We start from the raw sequence: 15,607 nt of genomic DNA, 5'->3' as shown, positions 1-15,607 counted from the left end.
CAAAATCGGTCAGGTGGCCCTCAGCGCGCCCGCGAGCCCTGCCTAAGCTGACCGCCATGACCGCGACCTTGCCGGCGCCCGTGGTGCTGGAGAACGACGACGTCCGCCTTGAGCCGCTCACCCTGGCGCACGTGCCCGACCTGTTCGCCGCCGGCGGCGGGGACGACGAGCTGTGGCGGTGGCTGCCCGTGGCGACGCCGCGCACCGAGGAGGAGCTGGCGGCGGTCGCCCGCACGCTGATCGAGGACGACAAGCACGTCCCGCACGCGGTGATCGTGAAGGCGACCGGCAGGGCCGTGGGCTGGACCGCCTACTGCGACGTGCCCGGCTTCGACGAGAGCATCGAGATCGGCTGGACCTGGTACGGCCGGGCCTACTGGCGCTCGGCCGTCAACACCGCGTGCAAGCTGCTGCTGATCGACCACGCCTTCGACAAGCTGGGCCACAACCGGGTGCTGCTCAAGACCGACTGCCTGAACGAGCGGTCCCAGAACGCCATCAGGCGCATCGGCGGCGTCCACGAGGGCACGCTGCGCCGCCACCGCCGCCGCTCCGACGGCACCTGGCGCGACACCGTTTGTTTCGGCATCCTCGTAGAGGAATGGCCGGACCACAGGGCCCGCCTGAACCGCTGACCGGAAGGCGGCATCCAACCTCGCATGGGTGATCGGCTGGGAGGCTACTGGTTGGGCGACCGGCTCGGAGGCGGTGTCCGCGAGGCCTACGACGAGTCGGGGGTCCGCCATGCCCTGCGGGTCCTGCCGCCTGCCGCCGATCCGGAGGCGCTGGCCGCCTGGGTGACGGCGGTCGGCCGGGTCAGCTCGTTACGGGTGGCCCGGCTGGTGGACCACCGGCTCGACGCCGACCCGCCGTACCTCGTCGGGGAGTACGTCGAGGGGGTGAGCGTGCGGGCCGCCGTCGAGCGGCACGGGCCGTACGAGCCGGGCGACCTCTACCGGCTGGCCGCCACCACCGCCACCGCCCTGGCCGCCTTCCACGAGGCGGGCGCCGCGCACGGCGGGCTCGGCCCCGGCACCGTCCTGCTCACGGCCGACGGGCCCCGCCTCACCGCCCCGCGCCCCGGCGGCACCCCGGCCGCCGACGTCCACGCCTGGGGCCGCCTGCTCCGCTTCGCCGCCCACGGCGCCGACGAGCCGGGCAGGCCGGTGCGGGGCACGCCCTCGCCGATGGACCGCCGATTACGCGACCTGGTCGCCGCGGCGCTGCACGACGATCCCGCGCACCGCCCCGGCGCCCGCCAGCTCCTCATGTCGTTGCTCGACGCCCCCCAGTCCCAGCAGGGCCGCCTCTCGCCCCCCGAGCCCGTCGACGACCCGCCGCTCGGCGCCCGGGCCGAGGACGTCTACCAGCGGCTCGCCGTTCCCGACCAGGCCCTGGCCCCCGAGGTGTTCCTGCGGCTCGCGCCCGGCACCGTACGCGCCGACCTGGTCGCCGGCCGCACCCCGGAGCAGGCGGCCGCCATCGACCGGGTGCTCACCGCGTACACCGAGGCGGGGCTGCTGGAGCGGGCGGACGGGCGGGTGACGGTCGCGTGCGGGGCGCTGCCGTCGGCCTGGCCGAGGCTGCGTGCCTGGGTGGAGGCCGAGCGGTCCGGGCTGGCGGTGCAGCGGGAGCTGGCCGGGGCGGCGCGCCGGTGGGAGGAGGGCGGGCGGCGCGGCGCCGACCTGTTCCGCGACGCGGCGCTGGACCGGGCGCTGGCCTGGGCGGCGGGCGACCGGCGGCACGTGACGCTGAACGCGGGCGAGCAGGCGTTCCTGGACGCCGGGCGGGCGGCGGCGCGCAGGCGGGGCCGGCTGCGGCGCGGCGGGCTGGCCGGGGCCGCGGCGCTCGTGCTGGCCGCGGTGCTCGCCTGGCAGGGCGGCGCCGCCGACGGACGGCTGGAGCAGGCGATGGCCAAGGTGGCGGCGTCCCGGGCGGAGGCGGCGCGCGGGGCCGACCCGGTGACGGCGCGCAAGCTGGCGCTGGCCGCGTGGAGCCTGGCGCCGGTGGCCGAGGCCGGGCGGGCGCTGGCGGGGGCGGCGGCGGACCCGGCGGTGGACGGGTTCGCCGACCCGTACGCCACGGACCGGTCGCTGCACGCGCTGTCGGGCGACGGGAGCAGGCTGGCGTCGCTGGCGGGCGGGACGCTGCGGGTGTGGGACGTGACCGGGCGGCGGCTGGTGGCGTCGGCGGCGGGGCCGGAGCGGAACGTGCGGGCGATGGCCTGGGCGCCGGACGGGCGGACGCTGGCGCTGGTCGGCGTGGACCGCTCGTACCTGTGGAACACCGGCTCCGGCCTGGGCGTGGGGCGGCCGTTCGGGCGCGGGCTCGGCGCGCCGGGCGAGCAGGCGGCGTGGTTCAGCCCGGGCGGCGGGCTGCTGTTCGCGGCGGCGCGGCAGTCGGGCGAGCGGTGGGCCTGGGACCTGCGCGGACGGCGGGCCACGCTGGTGGGCGAGTACGCGGTGGCGGGGCCCGGGGACCGGGTGGCGCTGGTGTTCGCCGGCAACCGCTCGCACCTGCGCTACCTGGCGACGGGGGCGACGACCGCGCGGCCGTGGCTGGACCGGATGCCGTGGGAGTACACGGCGTTCGCGCCGGACGGGACGCGGGTGGCGATCGCGGAGGAGGGCGGCGTGCAGGTCTACGGGCTCGACGGGGTGCCGACGCTGCCGTTCCGGCTCCAGCCGTCGCCCGGGCATCCGGTCTTCAGCGCCGACGGGCGGGTCCTGGCCGCGACGGGCGGCGACCGGGTGAGCGCGTGGCGGCTGGCCGACGGCAGGCTGCTGGCCGACCGGCGGGTGCCGTCGCCGGGGACCGACCGCCCGGCGCAGGCCGCTCTCAGCGCGGACGGGAGCCGCCTGCGCGTGCTGGCCGGGCGCGGCACAGTCCTCACGATCGACCTGGCCCGCTCCCCCGTCCCCGGCGATCCCGAGCGGGCCGCCGCGACGGTCTGCGCCCGGTACGGCGGGCTGTCGCGCGCGGAGTGGACCCGCCACCTGCCCGAGGTCCCTTACGTGGACGCCTGCTGACCACGTGGCCCCGATCCGCCGCCGAGCATGCCGGCCAGCAGCTCGCCCACGGCCTCGCGGAGCTCGTCCAGCGACGGTTCGGTCCCGGCCCCGGCGATCGCGTCGAACATGATGCCCTCGCCGAACGCGACGAGGCGGTGGCCGTGCCGTACCGGATCGGCGGACCCGGCGGCGGCGAGCAGGGCCACGGCGGGGTCGCGGAAGCGGCGGCCGGCCCGGTCGTAGATGCGGCGCAGTTCGGGCCGCCGGGTCGCCTCCAGCGCGAGCTCGTAGCGGGCCAGCGTGCGGCGGCGGTCGCGGAGCTGGACCTGGAGCACCCGGGCCAGGAGGTCGGGCAGCTCGGCGGCGGTCGGCGGCCGGCCGACCAGGCCGTCGGCGAACACCTCCGACTCCAGCTCGGTCAGCCGCGACAGCGTCAGCTCCAGCAGCGCGGCGCGGGTGCGGGCCAGGTTGGACGTCGAGCCGGGCGGCAGCCCGGCCGCCTCGTCGACGGCGCGGTGAGTGAGGCCGCGCATGCCCCGCTCGGCCAGCAGGGTGATCGCCGCCTCCGCCACGGCCTCTGAACGCTTCACGAACCGGATACTACAGTTGTAGTCGAGACTACAGCCGTAGTAGCGTGAAACTACAGACGTAGTTGAGGAGTGGGGAATGAAGGCTGTAGTGATCGGCGGCGGCATCGGCGGCCTGGCCGCCGGCATCGCGCTGCACCGCGCGGGCTGGCACGTGGACGTGCTGGAGAAGGCGGCCAAGCTGGAGCCTGTCGGCTCCGGCCTGGCCGTGGCGTCCAACGGGCTGCGCGCGCTCGACGTGCTCGGCCTGGGCGACCGGGTGCGCGAGCTGTCGAGGATGGAAGGCCAGGTGGGCATCCGCCGCCACGACGGCGCCTGGCTCACCCACACCACCGAGGACCGGGCGCGCGAGCTCTACGGCGACTCGATCGTCGTGCTGCTGCGGGCCAGGCTGGTCGAGCTGCTGACCGAGACGCTGGGGCCGGAGCGGCTGCGGCTCGGCACGGCGGTCACGGGCGTCGACGCCGCCACCGGGACCGTGCGCACCGACGCCGGCGAGCTGACCGCCGACCTGGTCGTGGCCGCCGACGGCATCCACTCGCGGGTGCGGGCCGCGCTCTTCCCCCGGCACCCGGAGCCGGTCTACGCGGGCGTGACCACGTGGCGGGGGCTGGCGCCCCGGCCCGACGGGCCGATCCGCAGCTCGGAGAGCTGGGGGCGGGGCACCGTGTTCGGCATCCACGCGCTGGACGACGAGCTGGTCTACTTCTACGCCACCGACCTGTCACCGGCCGGGGCCGCGGGCGGCGACGAGCGGGCGGAGCTGGTGCGCAGGTTCGGGACGTGGCACGCGCCGATCCCCGCCCTGCTGGAAGGCGCCCGGCCGGACCACATCCTGCGCAACGACCTCTACTACCTGCGCGAGCCGCTGCCCGCCATGCACGCGGGCCGGGTGGCGCTGCTCGGCGACGCCGCGCATCCGATGACGCCCAACCTGGGGCAGGGCGCCTGCCAGGCGCTGGAGGACGCGGTCGTGCTCGGCCACCTCGCGGGCGGCGACCTGGCCGCCTACACCGAGGCGCGGCTGCGGCGCACGGCCGACGTCGTGCGCAAGTCGATGGCGATCTGCCGGATCACCAAGGTGCGCAACCCCGTCGCCGTGGCGGTGCGCGACCGGGCGATGTCGCTGGCGAGCCGGTTCAGGCCCGATCTGATGCTGCGCTCAATGGACGAGATTCTGGGATGGCGTCCGCCTGTTTCGACGGGGAGTGATCGGGCGTCAGCCGGCCCAGCGTGATCGTGCCGGCGATGGTCAGCGCCGCCGCCAGCACCGCGGGCACGGCGGTGGCGGGGCTGGTCGGCAGCGGCTCGCCGAGCAGCAGCGCGCCGGCCAGCACCGAGGTGATCGGGTCGACGACCTGCACGCCCGCGTAGGCGATGCCGAAGTAGCCGACCGCGTACGAGCGCTGCAGCAGCACCGTGGCGCAGATCAGCAGCACCGGGACGGCCAGCGTGAACCAGTGGACCAGCCGCCCCAGGTCGCCCTCCATGCCGCCGCCGACCACCCGGACGAACGTGGACACGCTCGCCGTCGCCACGCCCGCGCTGACCGCCAGCAGCAGCGCCTTGTTCGCCCCCTTGGCGCGGATCGCGGCCACCTGCGTGACCAGCACGAGCAGCGCGATCACGCCGATGAACCCGAGCGCCGCCCCGTCACCCAGCCGGGGCGTGACGTGGTGCGACGGCACCAGCATCATCAGCCAGATCAGGCCCACGGCCACCGCGATGGAGCCGAAGATCTCTGCCTTGTACGGTTTGCGGCCGTACATGTACGCGGCCAGCGGCACCGCGAACACCAGCGTGGCCACGCTGATCGGCTGCACCGCCACCAGCGGCGCGAAGCTCAGCGCCACCGCGTGCAGGCACGCGCCGGTCAGGCTGATGATGCCGCCGATCCACCAGCGGGGCCGCCGGGTCAGCCTGAGCGAGGCGCCCTCCGCCACTGCCTCGAACTGTTGCAGCGCCGCGCCGACCGCGTAGCCCAGCGCCCCGGCGAGTGCGATGAGGAGGCCGACCCAGGTCATGGGCGCCCACGCAGGGGCAGAGATCCGTGCAAGAGCATTGCCTCAGCTTAGATGCGCAGCAATGCGCTCGAATCATCCTTTAGGCCAATCTTGGCCTACATCACTTCTCCGGGCAGACGCAGAACAGGTGGCCGTCAGGATCCCGCAGCACGATCCAGCCCACCCCCTCGTCCGTCACGCCCGGCTGGAACTCGGGCTTGGTCGCGCCGATCGCAACGTACTCCTCGACCGCCTTCTCCACGTCCGGGACGCGGAAGTCGAGATGGAACTGCTTGTCGGCGCTCGGCCACTCCACGGGCTTGCGGTCGGGCACCCGGCCGAAGTAGAGCGACGTGGTGCCGTCGCTCACGGCCGCGTACTCGTCCTCCGCGTACGCGATGGGCAGGCCGGTCACCTGGTGGTAGAACTCGGCCGTCTTCCTGGGGTCGTCGCAGTCGATGGTGACCGCGATGAGATTCGCCTTCGTCGTCATGACCGTCAGCCTGCCAACCGTACCTGCCATCTTCTGTCAGGTACGCGAACCGCCTTTGACCCGCTTGAGAATCCGGTCCCACTCGGTGCCGAACGGGTTGTCCTGCACCAGGTAGGTCCAGGTCGCCTGCGGGCGCTTGAGATCGGGCTCGGGCGCCTCGAACGACTCCAGCGACCGGCGCTCCACCTCGGCCAGCAGCCGCTTGTACTCCGCCACCGCCTCCCGCTGATACTCGTCGACGGGGCTCATCCGGCCCAGCGCCCGCAGGTGGATGCCCTCGCGCAGGTCGGTGAGGAACGCCAGGTGCTCGGTCCAGCAGCGGTCGATCGCGTGCAGCACGATCTGCCTGGCCGTCTCCTCCCGGGTGTCCTCGGGCATCGACTCCCAGCGCTCCGGGTCGGCCTCCTTGAGCGCCTTGGCCGCCGCGTCGCCGTGCAGCACCTTGTCGCGCCACTCCAGGATGAGCTCGCGCTGCTGCTCCAGCAGCCGGGTGTAGCGCCAGGTGTTGCGGTGGATCTGCAGGTTGACGCCCTCCGCCACCCGCTGCGCGTGACCCACCAGGTAGGCGCCGCGCCGGTGCCTGACGATGCCGTCGGCGTCGGCCGCCGGCGGCCGCTCGTCCGGCGTGTACTGCGTGATCAGGTCGTCGCCCATGCTGACGAAGAACACCGAGCCGCCCGGGTCGCCCTGGCGGCCCGCCCGGCCGCGCAACTGGTCGTCCAGGCGGCTGCTGGAGTGGCGGCCGGAGCCGATCACGTACAGGCCGCCGAGCTCCGCCACGCCGTCGCCGAGCCGGATGTCGGTGCCCCGGCCCGCCATCTGCGTCGAGACGGTGATCGCGCCGCGCTCGCCCGCCCTGGCGATGATCGCGGCCTCCTCGGCGTCGTTCTTGGCGTTGAGCACCACCGGCTCCAGGTTGCGGCGCTGGAGCAGCATGGCCAGGTTCTCCGACTCGGCCACGTCCAGGGTGCCGATGAGGATCGGCCTGCCGGTCTCGTGCACCGCCTGGATCTCCTCGACCAGCGCCGCGTCCTTGTCGGGCACCGTCGGGTAGATGCGGTCGGGCTCGTCCTTCCTGACGCACGGCCGGTTGGACGGGATCACCGCGACCTTCAGCCCGTAGAACTCGCCGAGCTGCTCGCTCACCGCCACCGCGGTGCCCGTCATGCCGCACACCCTCGGGTAGCGCCTGATCAGGCCCTGCACGGTGATCGAGTCGAGGATCTCGCCCTTCTCGCTCGGCGGCAGCGCCTCCTTGGCCTCCACCGCCGCCTGCAGGCCGGCGGGCCAGCGCTGGAGCACCGCCACCCGGCCGCGCGAGGGGTTGATGAGCTGCACCTTGCCGTCACGCACGATGTAGTCGACGTCGCGGGTCAGCAGCGCGTGGGCGTGCAGGGCCAGGTTGACCTCGATCAGCGTGCCCGGCTCGTGCTCGTCGTAGAGCTCGACGCCCAGCAGGTTCTCCACCGTCTCGGCGCCCTTCGGCGTCAGGTAGACGTTGCGCGCCTGCTCGTCGATCTCGTAGTGGTAGCCCCGGATGAGCTGCCTGACCAGGGCCGCCAGCTCCGGCACCGCGTTGCCCGCGTCGGCCGCCCCCGCCATCACCAGCGGCACCCGCGCCTCGTCGACGAGCACGGAGTCGGCCTCGTCGATCAGCGCCACCTCCGGCTCCGGCACGATGATCTCGTCGGCCGACGTGCGCATCCGGTCACGCAGCACGTCGAAGCCGATCTCGCTCACCGGCCCGTACGTGACGTCCTTCGCGTAGGCGTCGCGCCGCTCCTCCGGGGTGGAGTTCTGGTCGATCCAGCCGACGGTGACGCCCAGGGCCGCGTAGAAAGGGGCCATCCACTCGGCGTCGCGGCGGGCCAGGTAGTCGTTGACCGACATCACGTGCACACGCCTGCCCTGCAGCGCGTAGCCCGCCGCCGCCATCGCCCCGGACAGCGTCTTGCCCTCGCCGGTGGCCATCTCGGCCACCTTGCCGTCGAGGAGCGCGAGCGTCCCGAGCAACTGCACGTCGTACGGCCTGAGCCCGAGCGTGCGGTCGGCGGCCTCACGGGCGACGGCACAGAACTCGGCCAGGTCGCTCATGTCGGGCCTGGGCAGCTCATCCAGTTTGCCGATCCGGTCGGCGCGGGCGTGAGCCGCCTTGACGACCTTCTGGTACGGCGTCAGGGGGGTGCCTCCCGGACGGTCCAGCAGGTTCCTGACAAATCCTGTAATCGAGGCCACAGTTCCTCCAACGCACGCTCCGCCGCCACCGTTCCCCCGTACCGGCCCGTACCGGCGGCCTGGGAGCGGAGCGACGACACGACAGGCGTCGCCGTACGGACCCTAACCCATACGGCGACCCTGCCTCACGCTCACTCCTCCCGTGCCCTCGCCACCGCCGCCACCAGCAGCAGTACGCACCCCGCCCAGGCCGACGGCGACAGCCGCTCCCCGAACACCAGCACGCCCAGCACGGCCGCCCCCGCCGCTTCCCCCAGCGACACGATCGACACCGTCGTCGCCCGCAGCGCCGTCAGCGCGCGGAAGAACAGCAGGTACGCCAGCGCCGTCGGCACCGCCCCCAGATAGGCGAGCAGCGCCACGCTCTGCCACCCGCCCACCGGGACCACCCCGCCGGCCAGCGCGAACGGCGCCAGGCACACCGCTCCCACGACGAACCCGCCCACGGCCATCCCCTGGGAGTCGTCCCGGTGCCGCCGCGAGTACAGCGTCACCCCGGCATACCCGGCGGCCGACAGCAACCCGAGCCCCACCCCGGCCGGCGTCCCCTCCCCGGCCGGCGTGGCGAGCGTCCCGGTGGGGGTGGCCGGGTCGAGGTGGGGGGTCGTGGTGAGGAGGACGAGGCCCGTCAGGGCGGTCAGGAGGGCGGCGAGGCCGGCGCGGCCGAGGCGTTCGCCGAGCAGGAGCCGGCCGCCGAGGGCGGTGAAGACCGGCGTGGCGCCCATCGTGACGACCGTGGCGATCGCGACGCCCGAGTGCGCGATGGCGCCGAAGTAGGCGGTCTGGTAGACGGCCATGCCGGCGCCGACGACGGCGACGCGGCCGTCGAGGCGGAGGCCGCGGGCGAGCGGCAGCAGGAAGATCGCCCCGAGGAGGTAGCGCCAGAAGGACACGTCCAGGGCGTCGAGCCCGCCGCCGGCGAACAGGAGGGCTCCGGCGGCGCCGCCGGTGCCCCAGGCCGCGGCGGCGGTGGCGACGTACAGCGTGGCACGCCGGGTGGTGAGCTGGGTCATGACAGAGGTGCTCCGATGAGGAGTGGTGGATTGGGCCCGGATGCGGGCAGCAACCACCACCGGATCTGTCAGACCCGGAGATTCAGGGAAGGCCGCCCGCTAGCGGGCGGGCGGCGGCGAACAGATGAGGCGTCGCGGCATGCCACCACCCTAGCCGGGCACGGGCCCCGGGCTCATCCCCTTAACCGCGGTCAGGGCTTGCGGGCGACGCCGCCCAGCAGGATCTCCTCCCAGGGGGCGAGCGGGCCGGGGAGCCGGTCGTCGGGGTGCCATTGGGGGAAGTGGACGACGCCGGGTTCGACGAGGTCGAGGCCGGCGAAGAAGCGGGTGATGCTTTCGCGGTCGCGGAAGTGGCCGGTGCCCATGGTGACCTGGAGCATCGTCTCCAGCGCCTGGGCCTTGGGGTTGGGGCCGGACATGAAGTTGGAGGCGGCCAGGTGGCTGCCGGAGGGCAGCGTCGCCATGTAGCGCCGGATGAGCGCGTGCGGGTCGTCCTGGTCGGGGATGAGGTGGAGGAGCCCGATGGCGAGGACGGCGACGGGCTGGTGGAAGTCGATGAGGCGGCGCAGTTCGGGGTGGCCGAGGACGGCGGGGATGTCGCGGACGTCGGCGGTGATGGCGGTGGCGTGGTCGTTGCGGGCCAGGATGGCTCGGGCGTGCGGTTCGACCATCGGGTCGAGGTCGACGTAGACGACGCGGGCGGAGCTGTCGGCGAACTGGGCGACCTCGTGGGTGTTCTCGACGGTGGGCAGCCCGGCGCCGAGGTCGACGAACTGGCGGACCCCGGCCTGGCGGACGAGGTAGTCGACGACGCGGCCGATGAAGGCGCGGTTGCACCAGACCAGGTCGACGACCTCGGGCACGGCGTCCTTGAGGCGGCGGGCCACGGCCCTGTCGGAGGCGAAGTTCTCGGTGCCGCCGAGCAGGGCGTCGTGCACCCGGGCGACACTGGGCCGCTCCGCGTCGACGCCGGGCGGTATCCACTCGTGGCCGGATTGGATGGTCACCTGCGCCCCCCTTCGAGAGGTTGACGCGGATCGTACCCATTGTCCGGGTCTACGGCCAGGTGGGGTCGCCGGCGGGGGTGACGGGGGCGTCGAGCACGTTGAGCCGTTCGAGCAGGGTGAGGAACGTCGAGGCGTACGGCGAGTCCGCCACGACCGCCGCCACCCGGTCCCAGTCGACCTGCTCGCGCAGCGCCCGCACCTGGGGCAGCAGCGCCCCGTAGTCGCAGGCGTGCTCGGAGAGCGGCAGCAGCCAGGAGATCACCAGGTCGGTGGCCTCCAGCACGGGCACGATGACGGCCGACGCCTTCATCGGCTCGGCGCGGGCGAGCAGCGCCGGGGTGACCTCCTGGTCCGACACCCTGAAGATCAGGTCCACCAGCCGGCCCTCGTCGTACGCCTTGACGAGCCAGTCCTCGGGGGGCTTGGCCGTCTCGAAGCCGGCCGAGCGCAGCGCCTCCAGCGCGGCGGGCACGTCGTGCTCGGCGAGCACGAAGTCCACGTCGTGCAGCGACGGCGCGGCTCCCCTGGCGTAGGCCGCGCAGCCGCCGGCCAGCGCGAACCGCACCCCGGCGTCCTTCAACGCGGAGCTGGCTCGCTTCAGCGTGTCGAGGATGGCGTCGGTGACTTCGTGGCCGTGGCTGCTCATGTGTGCGGGCTACCCTCACGATCGCCGAATAGGCGTGATCACGGGCGTTCGGGGTAGCGCGAGGCCCCATGACGCAATTCCTGGAAAGGACCGAGCAGGAGTACCAGGGCGAGCATGATCGCCCGCTCGGCACGTACGTGAGGATCATGGGCACGTACGGGGTGCTGGTCGGCGCGGCGGTGGCCGCGGCGGCGCTGACCGGGCGGCGGGCGCCGGACCGGGTCGGGCTCATGGACCTGGGGCTGATGGCGGCGTGCACGCACAAGGTGGCGCGGCTGCTGGCCAAGGACCCGGTGACGAGCCCGCTGCGGGCGCCGTTCACCCGGTACGAGGGCGTGAGCGGCCCGTCGGAGCTCAAGGAGGAGCCGCGCAACACGGTGGGCGAGCTGCTGAGCTGCCCGTTCTGCATCGCGCAGTGGGCGGCCACCGGTTACGCCATCGGCCTGGTGTTCGCGCCGCGGGTGACGCGGCTGGCGGGGGCGGCGATGACGGCGGTGGCCGCGTCGGACTGGCTGCAGCTGGCCTACGCGAAGCTGATGAAGTCGGCGTCCTAGCCTCTGACCAGCGGCAGCACCTGGCGCTGGTAGAAGTCGAAGAAGGCGTCCTGCTCGGGGCCGATCTGGCTGACGTAGACCTCGTCGAAGCCGGCGTCCACGTACTCGCGCAGGGCGCGGGCGTGGACCTCGGGGTCGGGGCCGCACGGGGTGCCGGCGACCGCCTCGTCCTCGGTGACGGAGGCGGCGAGCTGCTCGAAGTGCCGGGGCAGCGGCAGGATCTGGGACGCCTCGCCCTTGATGCCCTGGGTGGGCCACAGGCGGTGGACGGTCTTGCGCGCGCTCGCCTCGTCGGCGGCGTAGCACGCCTTGAGCCCGCCGAGGGTGGGCTTTCCGGCACCGCCCGCCTGGCGGAACTTCTCCACCGATTCGGCGCTGGGGCCGGTGGAGACGTAGCCGTCGGCGATCCGGCCGGCCAGTTCGATGGACTTGTCCCCGAAGCCCGACATGTAGATGGGCGCGGGCTCGTCGGGCAGCGTGTAGAGCCGGGCGGTGTCCACCTGGTAGTGGCGGCCCCGGTGGGTGACGAGCTTGCCGGTGAACAGCTCCCGCATGAGGCCGACGGCCTCCTCCAGCATCTCCAGCCGTTCGGCGGCGGGCGGCCAGCGGGACTCGATGACGTGCTCGTTCAGCGCCTCCCCGGTGCCCACGCCGAGCCGGAACCGGCCGCCGGTGAGCGCGGCCGTGGTGGCGGTCGCCTGGGCCACGATGACGGGGTGGGTGCGCACGAGCGGGCAGGTCACGGCCGTGGTGATGGGCAGCGTGGTGGCCTCCGCGATCGCGCCGATGACCGTCCAGACGAACGGGGCCTGTCCCTGCTCGTCGAGCCAGGGGTGGAAGTGGTCGGAGATCCACAGTGCCTCGAACCCGGCGCGTTCGGCGGCCTTGGCCTGCCGGACCAGCTCGCGGGGGCCGTGCTCCTCGCAGGACAGGAAGTAGCCGTATGTCGTCATGCGGCTACCCTTCCCGCCGCCGGAACGGAAAACATGTTAAGTGTCGAATCAGCGGGGCAGTTGCTGGCTCATGGCTACTTTGCTCTGGATCATCGCGGTAATCCTCGTCATCGCCGGGATCTATGTGATCCTGGCCCGTCGCGATCTCCTGTGGGGGATCGTCCTTATCGTTCTCGGTTTCCTCGTCGGACCTGGCGGGGTCAGTATCTTCAATGTTTAGGCAGGTCAGCGGTCAGTCCCATCCGCTGGGCCGAACTCCGAGACCGGCCCAGCGGAACTAATGAACAGTTTTTGCTTAAATATCGCCCAACGCCTCACTCAGTGCCACACGTAAGGGCATGGGCGTTGGGTGAGTGATTTGCCGTCGTTCAGCCGTTACGAGACCGGCGCAGCCTCGGCGAGAGTGCGTGAGCAGCTCGCCAGGCTGCGCCGTCATCTGCGCAACGGGGCCGTCATCGACGAGGCCACCGCCCGGCTGGCGACCGGCCTGAACATCCGCCCGGCCGAGGCCGCCGAACGGCTGGCCAGGATGGCCAAGCAGAGCGGGCTCTCCCTGGTCGACGTCGCCCTGGGGGTCGAGCACCCGCCGGAGCCCGAGGTCGTCGCCGCCGAGGTGCCGGGGTGGGTGCGCGGCATGCTGGAGGCGGTGCACGCCTCCGCCATCTACATCACGCCGGTCTGCGACGAGGCCGGGCGCGTGGTCGACTTCCGCATCGTCGCCGCGAACCGGCACGCCACGACGCCCGCCGGACTCACCGAGGACCAGCTCACCGGGCGGCGCCTGCTCACGGCCAGCCCGGGGGTGGCCAGCTCGGGCCTGCTCGACGACTACATCCGCGCGTACGAGAGCGGCGAGCCCGTGCAGCGGGTGCCGCTGGAGTTCGTGGAGGTCGTGGAGCGCCGGGTGTGGCCGGCGACGCTGAGCGTGCGCGCCGCCCGGGTCGACGAAGGGCTGCTGGTCACCTGGCGGACGCTGGACGCCGAGGAACTGCTGGTCACCGGCTGGGAACGCGCCCAGCGGCTGGCCGAGCTGGGCTGGGGCGAGTGGAACCTGGCCACCGAGAACGTCCTGTGGACGTCCGGCCTGTACGAGATGTTCGGCCGCAACCGGGACGATCCCCCGCTGACGCTGGAGGACGTCTCCAGCATGGTGGTGCCGGAGGACCTGCCGCTGGTGGACGACATGATGCGCTCGCTGCTGGAGTACCGCGAGGCGGTCGAGACGTCCTTCCGCGTCCAGCACCGCTACGGGGTGCGGCACCTGAGCGTGTTCAGCGAGCCGATCCTCGACGGCGACGGCGTGCCGGTGAAGGTCCGGTGGCTGGCCCAGGACGTGACGCGCACCCGCCGCAGGGAGCGGGCGCTGGCGGTGGCGCACGAGCAGGCCACCCGGCAGCGGCGGCGGGCCGAGGAGGAACACGACCTCACCGTGCGGCTGCAGGACACGATCATGCCGCTGCGCCGCGGCCTCGTGCACACGCCGGGGCTCGCGGTCGGCGTACGGTATCTGCCGGCGGAGGAGCTGGCGCGGCTCGGCGGCGACTGGTTCAAGTCGCGGGTGCTGCCCGACGGCCGCACGCTGCTGGCGATCGGCGACGCGATGGGCCACGGGCTGACGGCGGCGAGCCTGATGCTGCAGATGCGCTCCGGCCTGGCCGGGCTCGCCTACACGGCGGCGCCCGCCGGGCAGCTCGCCACCTGGCTGAACGACCTGATCCTGCACTCCAACGAGGGCGTCACGGCGACCGGCACGGCGATCATCGGCCACTTCGACCCGTCGGACCACACGTTCTCGTGGACCAGCGCCGGGCATCCCGGCCCGATCCTCGTCAGGAACGGCCGGGCGCGGCTGGTCGAGGCGGCGACGGGCACCATGCTGGGGGCGTTCGGCCCGGTCGAGTACAGCATGTGCGTCACCCCGCTGGAGCCGGGCGACCTGCTGGTGCTCTACACCGACGGCATGGTGGAGCGGCGCGGCCGGGACCTGGACGCCGGGATGGAGGCGCTGGTCCAGGCGGCGCACTTCTGCGTCGGCGACGACCCGGAAGAGGTGATCGACTGCCTGCTGGGACGGCTGGGCGGCGGCTCGGACGACGACATCTGCCTGATGGCCGTGCGCGTCCTCTGAGGAGCCGCCCCTCAGAAGCCGTTGAGGCAGTAGACCGCGTACGCCCGGCCCAGCACCGGCAGGGCCACGTTGCGGACGCGGATGCCGCCCGGCGTCATGCCCTTCTCGCTGCCCTTGTGCGCATGGCCGTGCAGGATGAGGTCGGCCCCGGCCGTGTCGACGGCCTCGGCCAGCAGGTAGCTGCCGAGGAAGGGGTAGATCTCGTGCGGCTCGCCCTCCAGCGTCTCCTTGACGGGCGAGTAGTGCGACAGCACCACGCGCCGGTCGGCCTGGATGTCCTTGAGGGCACGCTGCCACGCCTCGGCGATGTAGCGGGTGTGCGCCACGAAGTCCTTGATCTCCCGCTCGCCGAACTCGCTGGCGCACTTGCCGGCGAACCCGCCGCCGAAGCCCTTGCCGCCGACCACGCCGAGCCGGACCGGGCCGCAGTCGAGGACCGCGCCGTCATCGTCGAGCACGATGATCCCGGCGTCACGCAGCTCGCTCGTGATCTCGTGCTGGAGATCGGAGTGGTAGTCGTGGTTGCCGAGCACGGCGACGACGGGCACCGGCAGGTCGCGCAGCTCGTCGGCCACCAGCCTGCCTTCCTCCAGCGTGCCGTGCCGCGTCAGGTCACCGGCGACCATGAGCACGTCGGCGCGTTCCTCGATGCCTTCCAGGCGCTTGCGGTACTGGCCCCGGACGTCCTCGCCCAGGTGGATGTCTCCTACGGCTGCTATGCGCAATTCAGTCAAGATGCTCTACCTCCCCGGGCTCGGTCACCTCGACGACGTTGATCTCGTTGTGCACGTGCAGGTCGGGGGCGGCCTCCCTGGCCACCTCGGCGAGCCTGTCGCGCTGTTCGGCGCCGCTCACCTGGCCGCGCAGGAACAGCTGGTCGCCGCGCACGTCGACGTGGATGCCGAGCTCGTGCGTACGACCGTCCTGTGCCATCGCCTCCTGGACGCGGGCCGCGACGTACTGCGGAGCTTCCATGG

Annotated in this window: 16 protein-coding genes; 6 read left to right on the top strand and 10 right to left on the bottom strand. The window is 73.2% G+C overall.

What is annotated here, in order from left to right; translation table 11 throughout:
• The first annotated feature begins 56 nt into the window (after nucleotides 1–56).
• On the top strand, nucleotides 57–635 hold the full coding sequence (locus tag AB0J53_RS25265; protein ID WP_364176406.1) for a GNAT family protein: 579 nt from the start codon (nucleotides 57–59) through the stop codon (nucleotides 633–635).
• A gap of 24 nt (nucleotides 636–659) precedes the next feature.
• Nucleotides 660–3,029, top strand: coding sequence for a hypothetical protein (locus AB0J53_RS25260; protein ID WP_364176403.1), 2,370 nt, complete (start codon nucleotides 660–662; stop codon nucleotides 3,027–3,029).
• Here AB0J53_RS25260 and AB0J53_RS25255 read toward each other — a convergent pair.
• Nucleotides 3,011–3,601, bottom strand: coding sequence for a TetR/AcrR family transcriptional regulator (locus AB0J53_RS25255; RefSeq protein WP_364176400.1), 591 nt, complete (start codon nucleotides 3,599–3,601; stop codon nucleotides 3,011–3,013). The two genes, AB0J53_RS25260 and AB0J53_RS25255, sit on opposite strands and share 19 nt — an antisense overlap.
• Before the next feature lie 76 nt (nucleotides 3,602–3,677).
• Here AB0J53_RS25255 and AB0J53_RS25250 point away from each other — a divergent pair, with 76 nt between their 5' ends.
• Nucleotides 3,678–4,835: an FAD-dependent monooxygenase gene (locus tag AB0J53_RS25250; RefSeq protein ID WP_219519686.1), complete on the top strand. Its 1,158-nt coding sequence runs from the start codon at nucleotides 3,678–3,680 to the stop codon at nucleotides 4,833–4,835.
• Here the strand turns inward: AB0J53_RS25250 and AB0J53_RS25245 are convergent.
• The 6 genes from AB0J53_RS25245 to AB0J53_RS25220 form a co-directional block, all read right to left on the bottom strand.
• Complete coding sequence (locus tag AB0J53_RS25245) at nucleotides 4,738–5,622, bottom strand: DMT family transporter (protein ID WP_364176396.1); 885 nt, start codon at nucleotides 5,620–5,622, stop codon at nucleotides 4,738–4,740. The two genes, AB0J53_RS25250 and AB0J53_RS25245, sit on opposite strands and share 98 nt — an antisense overlap.
• 100 nt (nucleotides 5,623–5,722) lie before the next feature.
• Nucleotides 5,723–6,094, bottom strand: a complete 372-nt coding sequence (locus AB0J53_RS25240) for a VOC family protein (protein WP_364176393.1) — start codon at nucleotides 6,092–6,094, stop codon at nucleotides 5,723–5,725.
• A 36-nt stretch (nucleotides 6,095–6,130) separates the two neighbouring features.
• On the bottom strand, nucleotides 6,131–8,320 hold the full coding sequence (gene secA2, locus AB0J53_RS25235) for an accessory Sec system translocase SecA2 (protein WP_219519705.1): 2,190 nt from the start codon (nucleotides 8,318–8,320) through the stop codon (nucleotides 6,131–6,133).
• A gap of 140 nt (nucleotides 8,321–8,460) precedes the next feature.
• Complete coding sequence (locus tag AB0J53_RS25230; protein ID WP_364176390.1) at nucleotides 8,461–9,342, bottom strand: EamA family transporter; 882 nt, start codon at nucleotides 9,340–9,342, stop codon at nucleotides 8,461–8,463.
• A gap of 191 nt (nucleotides 9,343–9,533) precedes the next feature.
• Nucleotides 9,534–10,349 (bottom strand): SAM-dependent methyltransferase, encoded by an 816-nt coding sequence (locus AB0J53_RS25225; RefSeq protein ID WP_364176387.1) that lies wholly within the window; start codon nucleotides 10,347–10,349, stop codon nucleotides 9,534–9,536.
• Between the two features lie 49 nt (nucleotides 10,350–10,398).
• On the bottom strand, nucleotides 10,399–10,995 hold the full coding sequence (locus AB0J53_RS25220) for a nucleotidyltransferase (protein WP_364176384.1): 597 nt from the start codon (nucleotides 10,993–10,995) through the stop codon (nucleotides 10,399–10,401).
• Between the two features lie 68 nt (nucleotides 10,996–11,063).
• Between AB0J53_RS25220 and AB0J53_RS25215 the strand changes: the two genes are divergently transcribed.
• Entirely contained in the window at nucleotides 11,064–11,549 is a 486-nt protein-coding gene (locus tag AB0J53_RS25215; RefSeq protein WP_364176381.1) for a DUF1360 domain-containing protein, read from the top strand.
• Here the strand turns inward: AB0J53_RS25215 and AB0J53_RS25210 are convergent.
• Nucleotides 11,546–12,502, bottom strand: coding sequence for a TIGR03557 family F420-dependent LLM class oxidoreductase (locus AB0J53_RS25210; RefSeq protein ID WP_364176378.1), 957 nt, complete (start codon nucleotides 12,500–12,502; stop codon nucleotides 11,546–11,548). The genes AB0J53_RS25215 and AB0J53_RS25210 overlap by 4 nt on opposite strands.
• A gap of 70 nt (nucleotides 12,503–12,572) precedes the next feature.
• Between AB0J53_RS25210 and AB0J53_RS25205 the strand changes: the two genes are divergently transcribed.
• Together AB0J53_RS25205 and AB0J53_RS25200 are read left to right on the top strand one after the other, a co-directional pair.
• A complete protein-coding gene (locus tag AB0J53_RS25205; RefSeq protein ID WP_020543887.1) occupies nucleotides 12,573–12,722 on the top strand; it encodes a GPGG-motif small membrane protein in 150 nt (49 codons plus the stop codon).
• Between the two features lie 183 nt (nucleotides 12,723–12,905).
• Nucleotides 12,906–14,630, top strand: a complete 1,725-nt coding sequence (locus AB0J53_RS25200; protein WP_364176375.1) for a SpoIIE family protein phosphatase — start codon at nucleotides 12,906–12,908, stop codon at nucleotides 14,628–14,630.
• An 11-nt stretch (nucleotides 14,631–14,641) separates the two neighbouring features.
• Here the strand turns inward: AB0J53_RS25200 and AB0J53_RS25195 are convergent, their stop codons facing one another.
• A complete protein-coding gene (locus tag AB0J53_RS25195) occupies nucleotides 14,642–15,364 on the bottom strand; it encodes a metallophosphoesterase (RefSeq protein WP_219517975.1) in 723 nt (240 codons plus the stop codon).
• On the bottom strand, nucleotides 15,357–15,605 hold the full coding sequence (locus AB0J53_RS25190) for a BON domain-containing protein (RefSeq protein ID WP_219517977.1): 249 nt from the start codon (nucleotides 15,603–15,605) through the stop codon (nucleotides 15,357–15,359). The genes AB0J53_RS25195 and AB0J53_RS25190 overlap by 8 nt, the downstream gene beginning before the upstream one ends.
• Between the last annotated feature and the right edge of the window lie 2 nt (nucleotides 15,606–15,607).

It is taken from the genome of Nonomuraea sp. NPDC049725, assembly GCF_040674795.1.
GTDB lineage: Bacteria > Actinomycetota > Actinomycetes > Streptosporangiales > Streptosporangiaceae > Nonomuraea > Nonomuraea ceibae.
This window is presented reverse-complemented; position numbering and strand designations above follow the sequence as displayed.

Excerpts from the sequence above, each read along its gene's own strand:
- AB0J53_RS25215 (WP_364176381.1), top strand. The coding sequence starts at position 11,064 with ATGACGCAATTCCTGGAAAGGACCGAGCAGGAGTACCAGGGCGAGCAT.
- AB0J53_RS25240 (WP_364176393.1), bottom strand. The coding sequence starts at position 6,094 with ATGACGACGAAGGCGAATCTCATCGCGGTCACCATCGACTGCGACGAC.
- AB0J53_RS25230 (WP_364176390.1), bottom strand. The coding sequence starts at position 9,342 with ATGACCCAGCTCACCACCCGGCGTGCCACGCTGTACGTCGCCACCGCC.
- AB0J53_RS25220 (WP_364176384.1), bottom strand. The coding sequence starts at position 10,995 with ATGAGCAGCCACGGCCACGAAGTCACCGACGCCATCCTCGACACGCTG.
- AB0J53_RS25250 (WP_219519686.1), top strand. The coding sequence starts at position 3,678 with ATGAAGGCTGTAGTGATCGGCGGCGGCATCGGCGGCCTGGCCGCCGGC.
- AB0J53_RS25245 (WP_364176396.1), bottom strand. The coding sequence starts at position 5,622 with ATGACCTGGGTCGGCCTCCTCATCGCACTCGCCGGGGCGCTGGGCTAC.
- AB0J53_RS25210 (WP_364176378.1), bottom strand. The coding sequence starts at position 12,502 with ATGACGACATACGGCTACTTCCTGTCCTGCGAGGAGCACGGCCCCCGC.
- AB0J53_RS25205 (WP_020543887.1), top strand. The coding sequence starts at position 12,573 with ATGGCTACTTTGCTCTGGATCATCGCGGTAATCCTCGTCATCGCCGGG.
- AB0J53_RS25190 (WP_219517977.1), bottom strand. The coding sequence starts at position 15,605 with ATGGAAGCTCCGCAGTACGTCGCGGCCCGCGTCCAGGAGGCGATGGCA.
- AB0J53_RS25265 (WP_364176406.1), top strand. The coding sequence starts at position 57 with ATGACCGCGACCTTGCCGGCGCCCGTGGTGCTGGAGAACGACGACGTC.
- AB0J53_RS25260 (WP_364176403.1), top strand. The coding sequence starts at position 660 with ATGGGTGATCGGCTGGGAGGCTACTGGTTGGGCGACCGGCTCGGAGGC.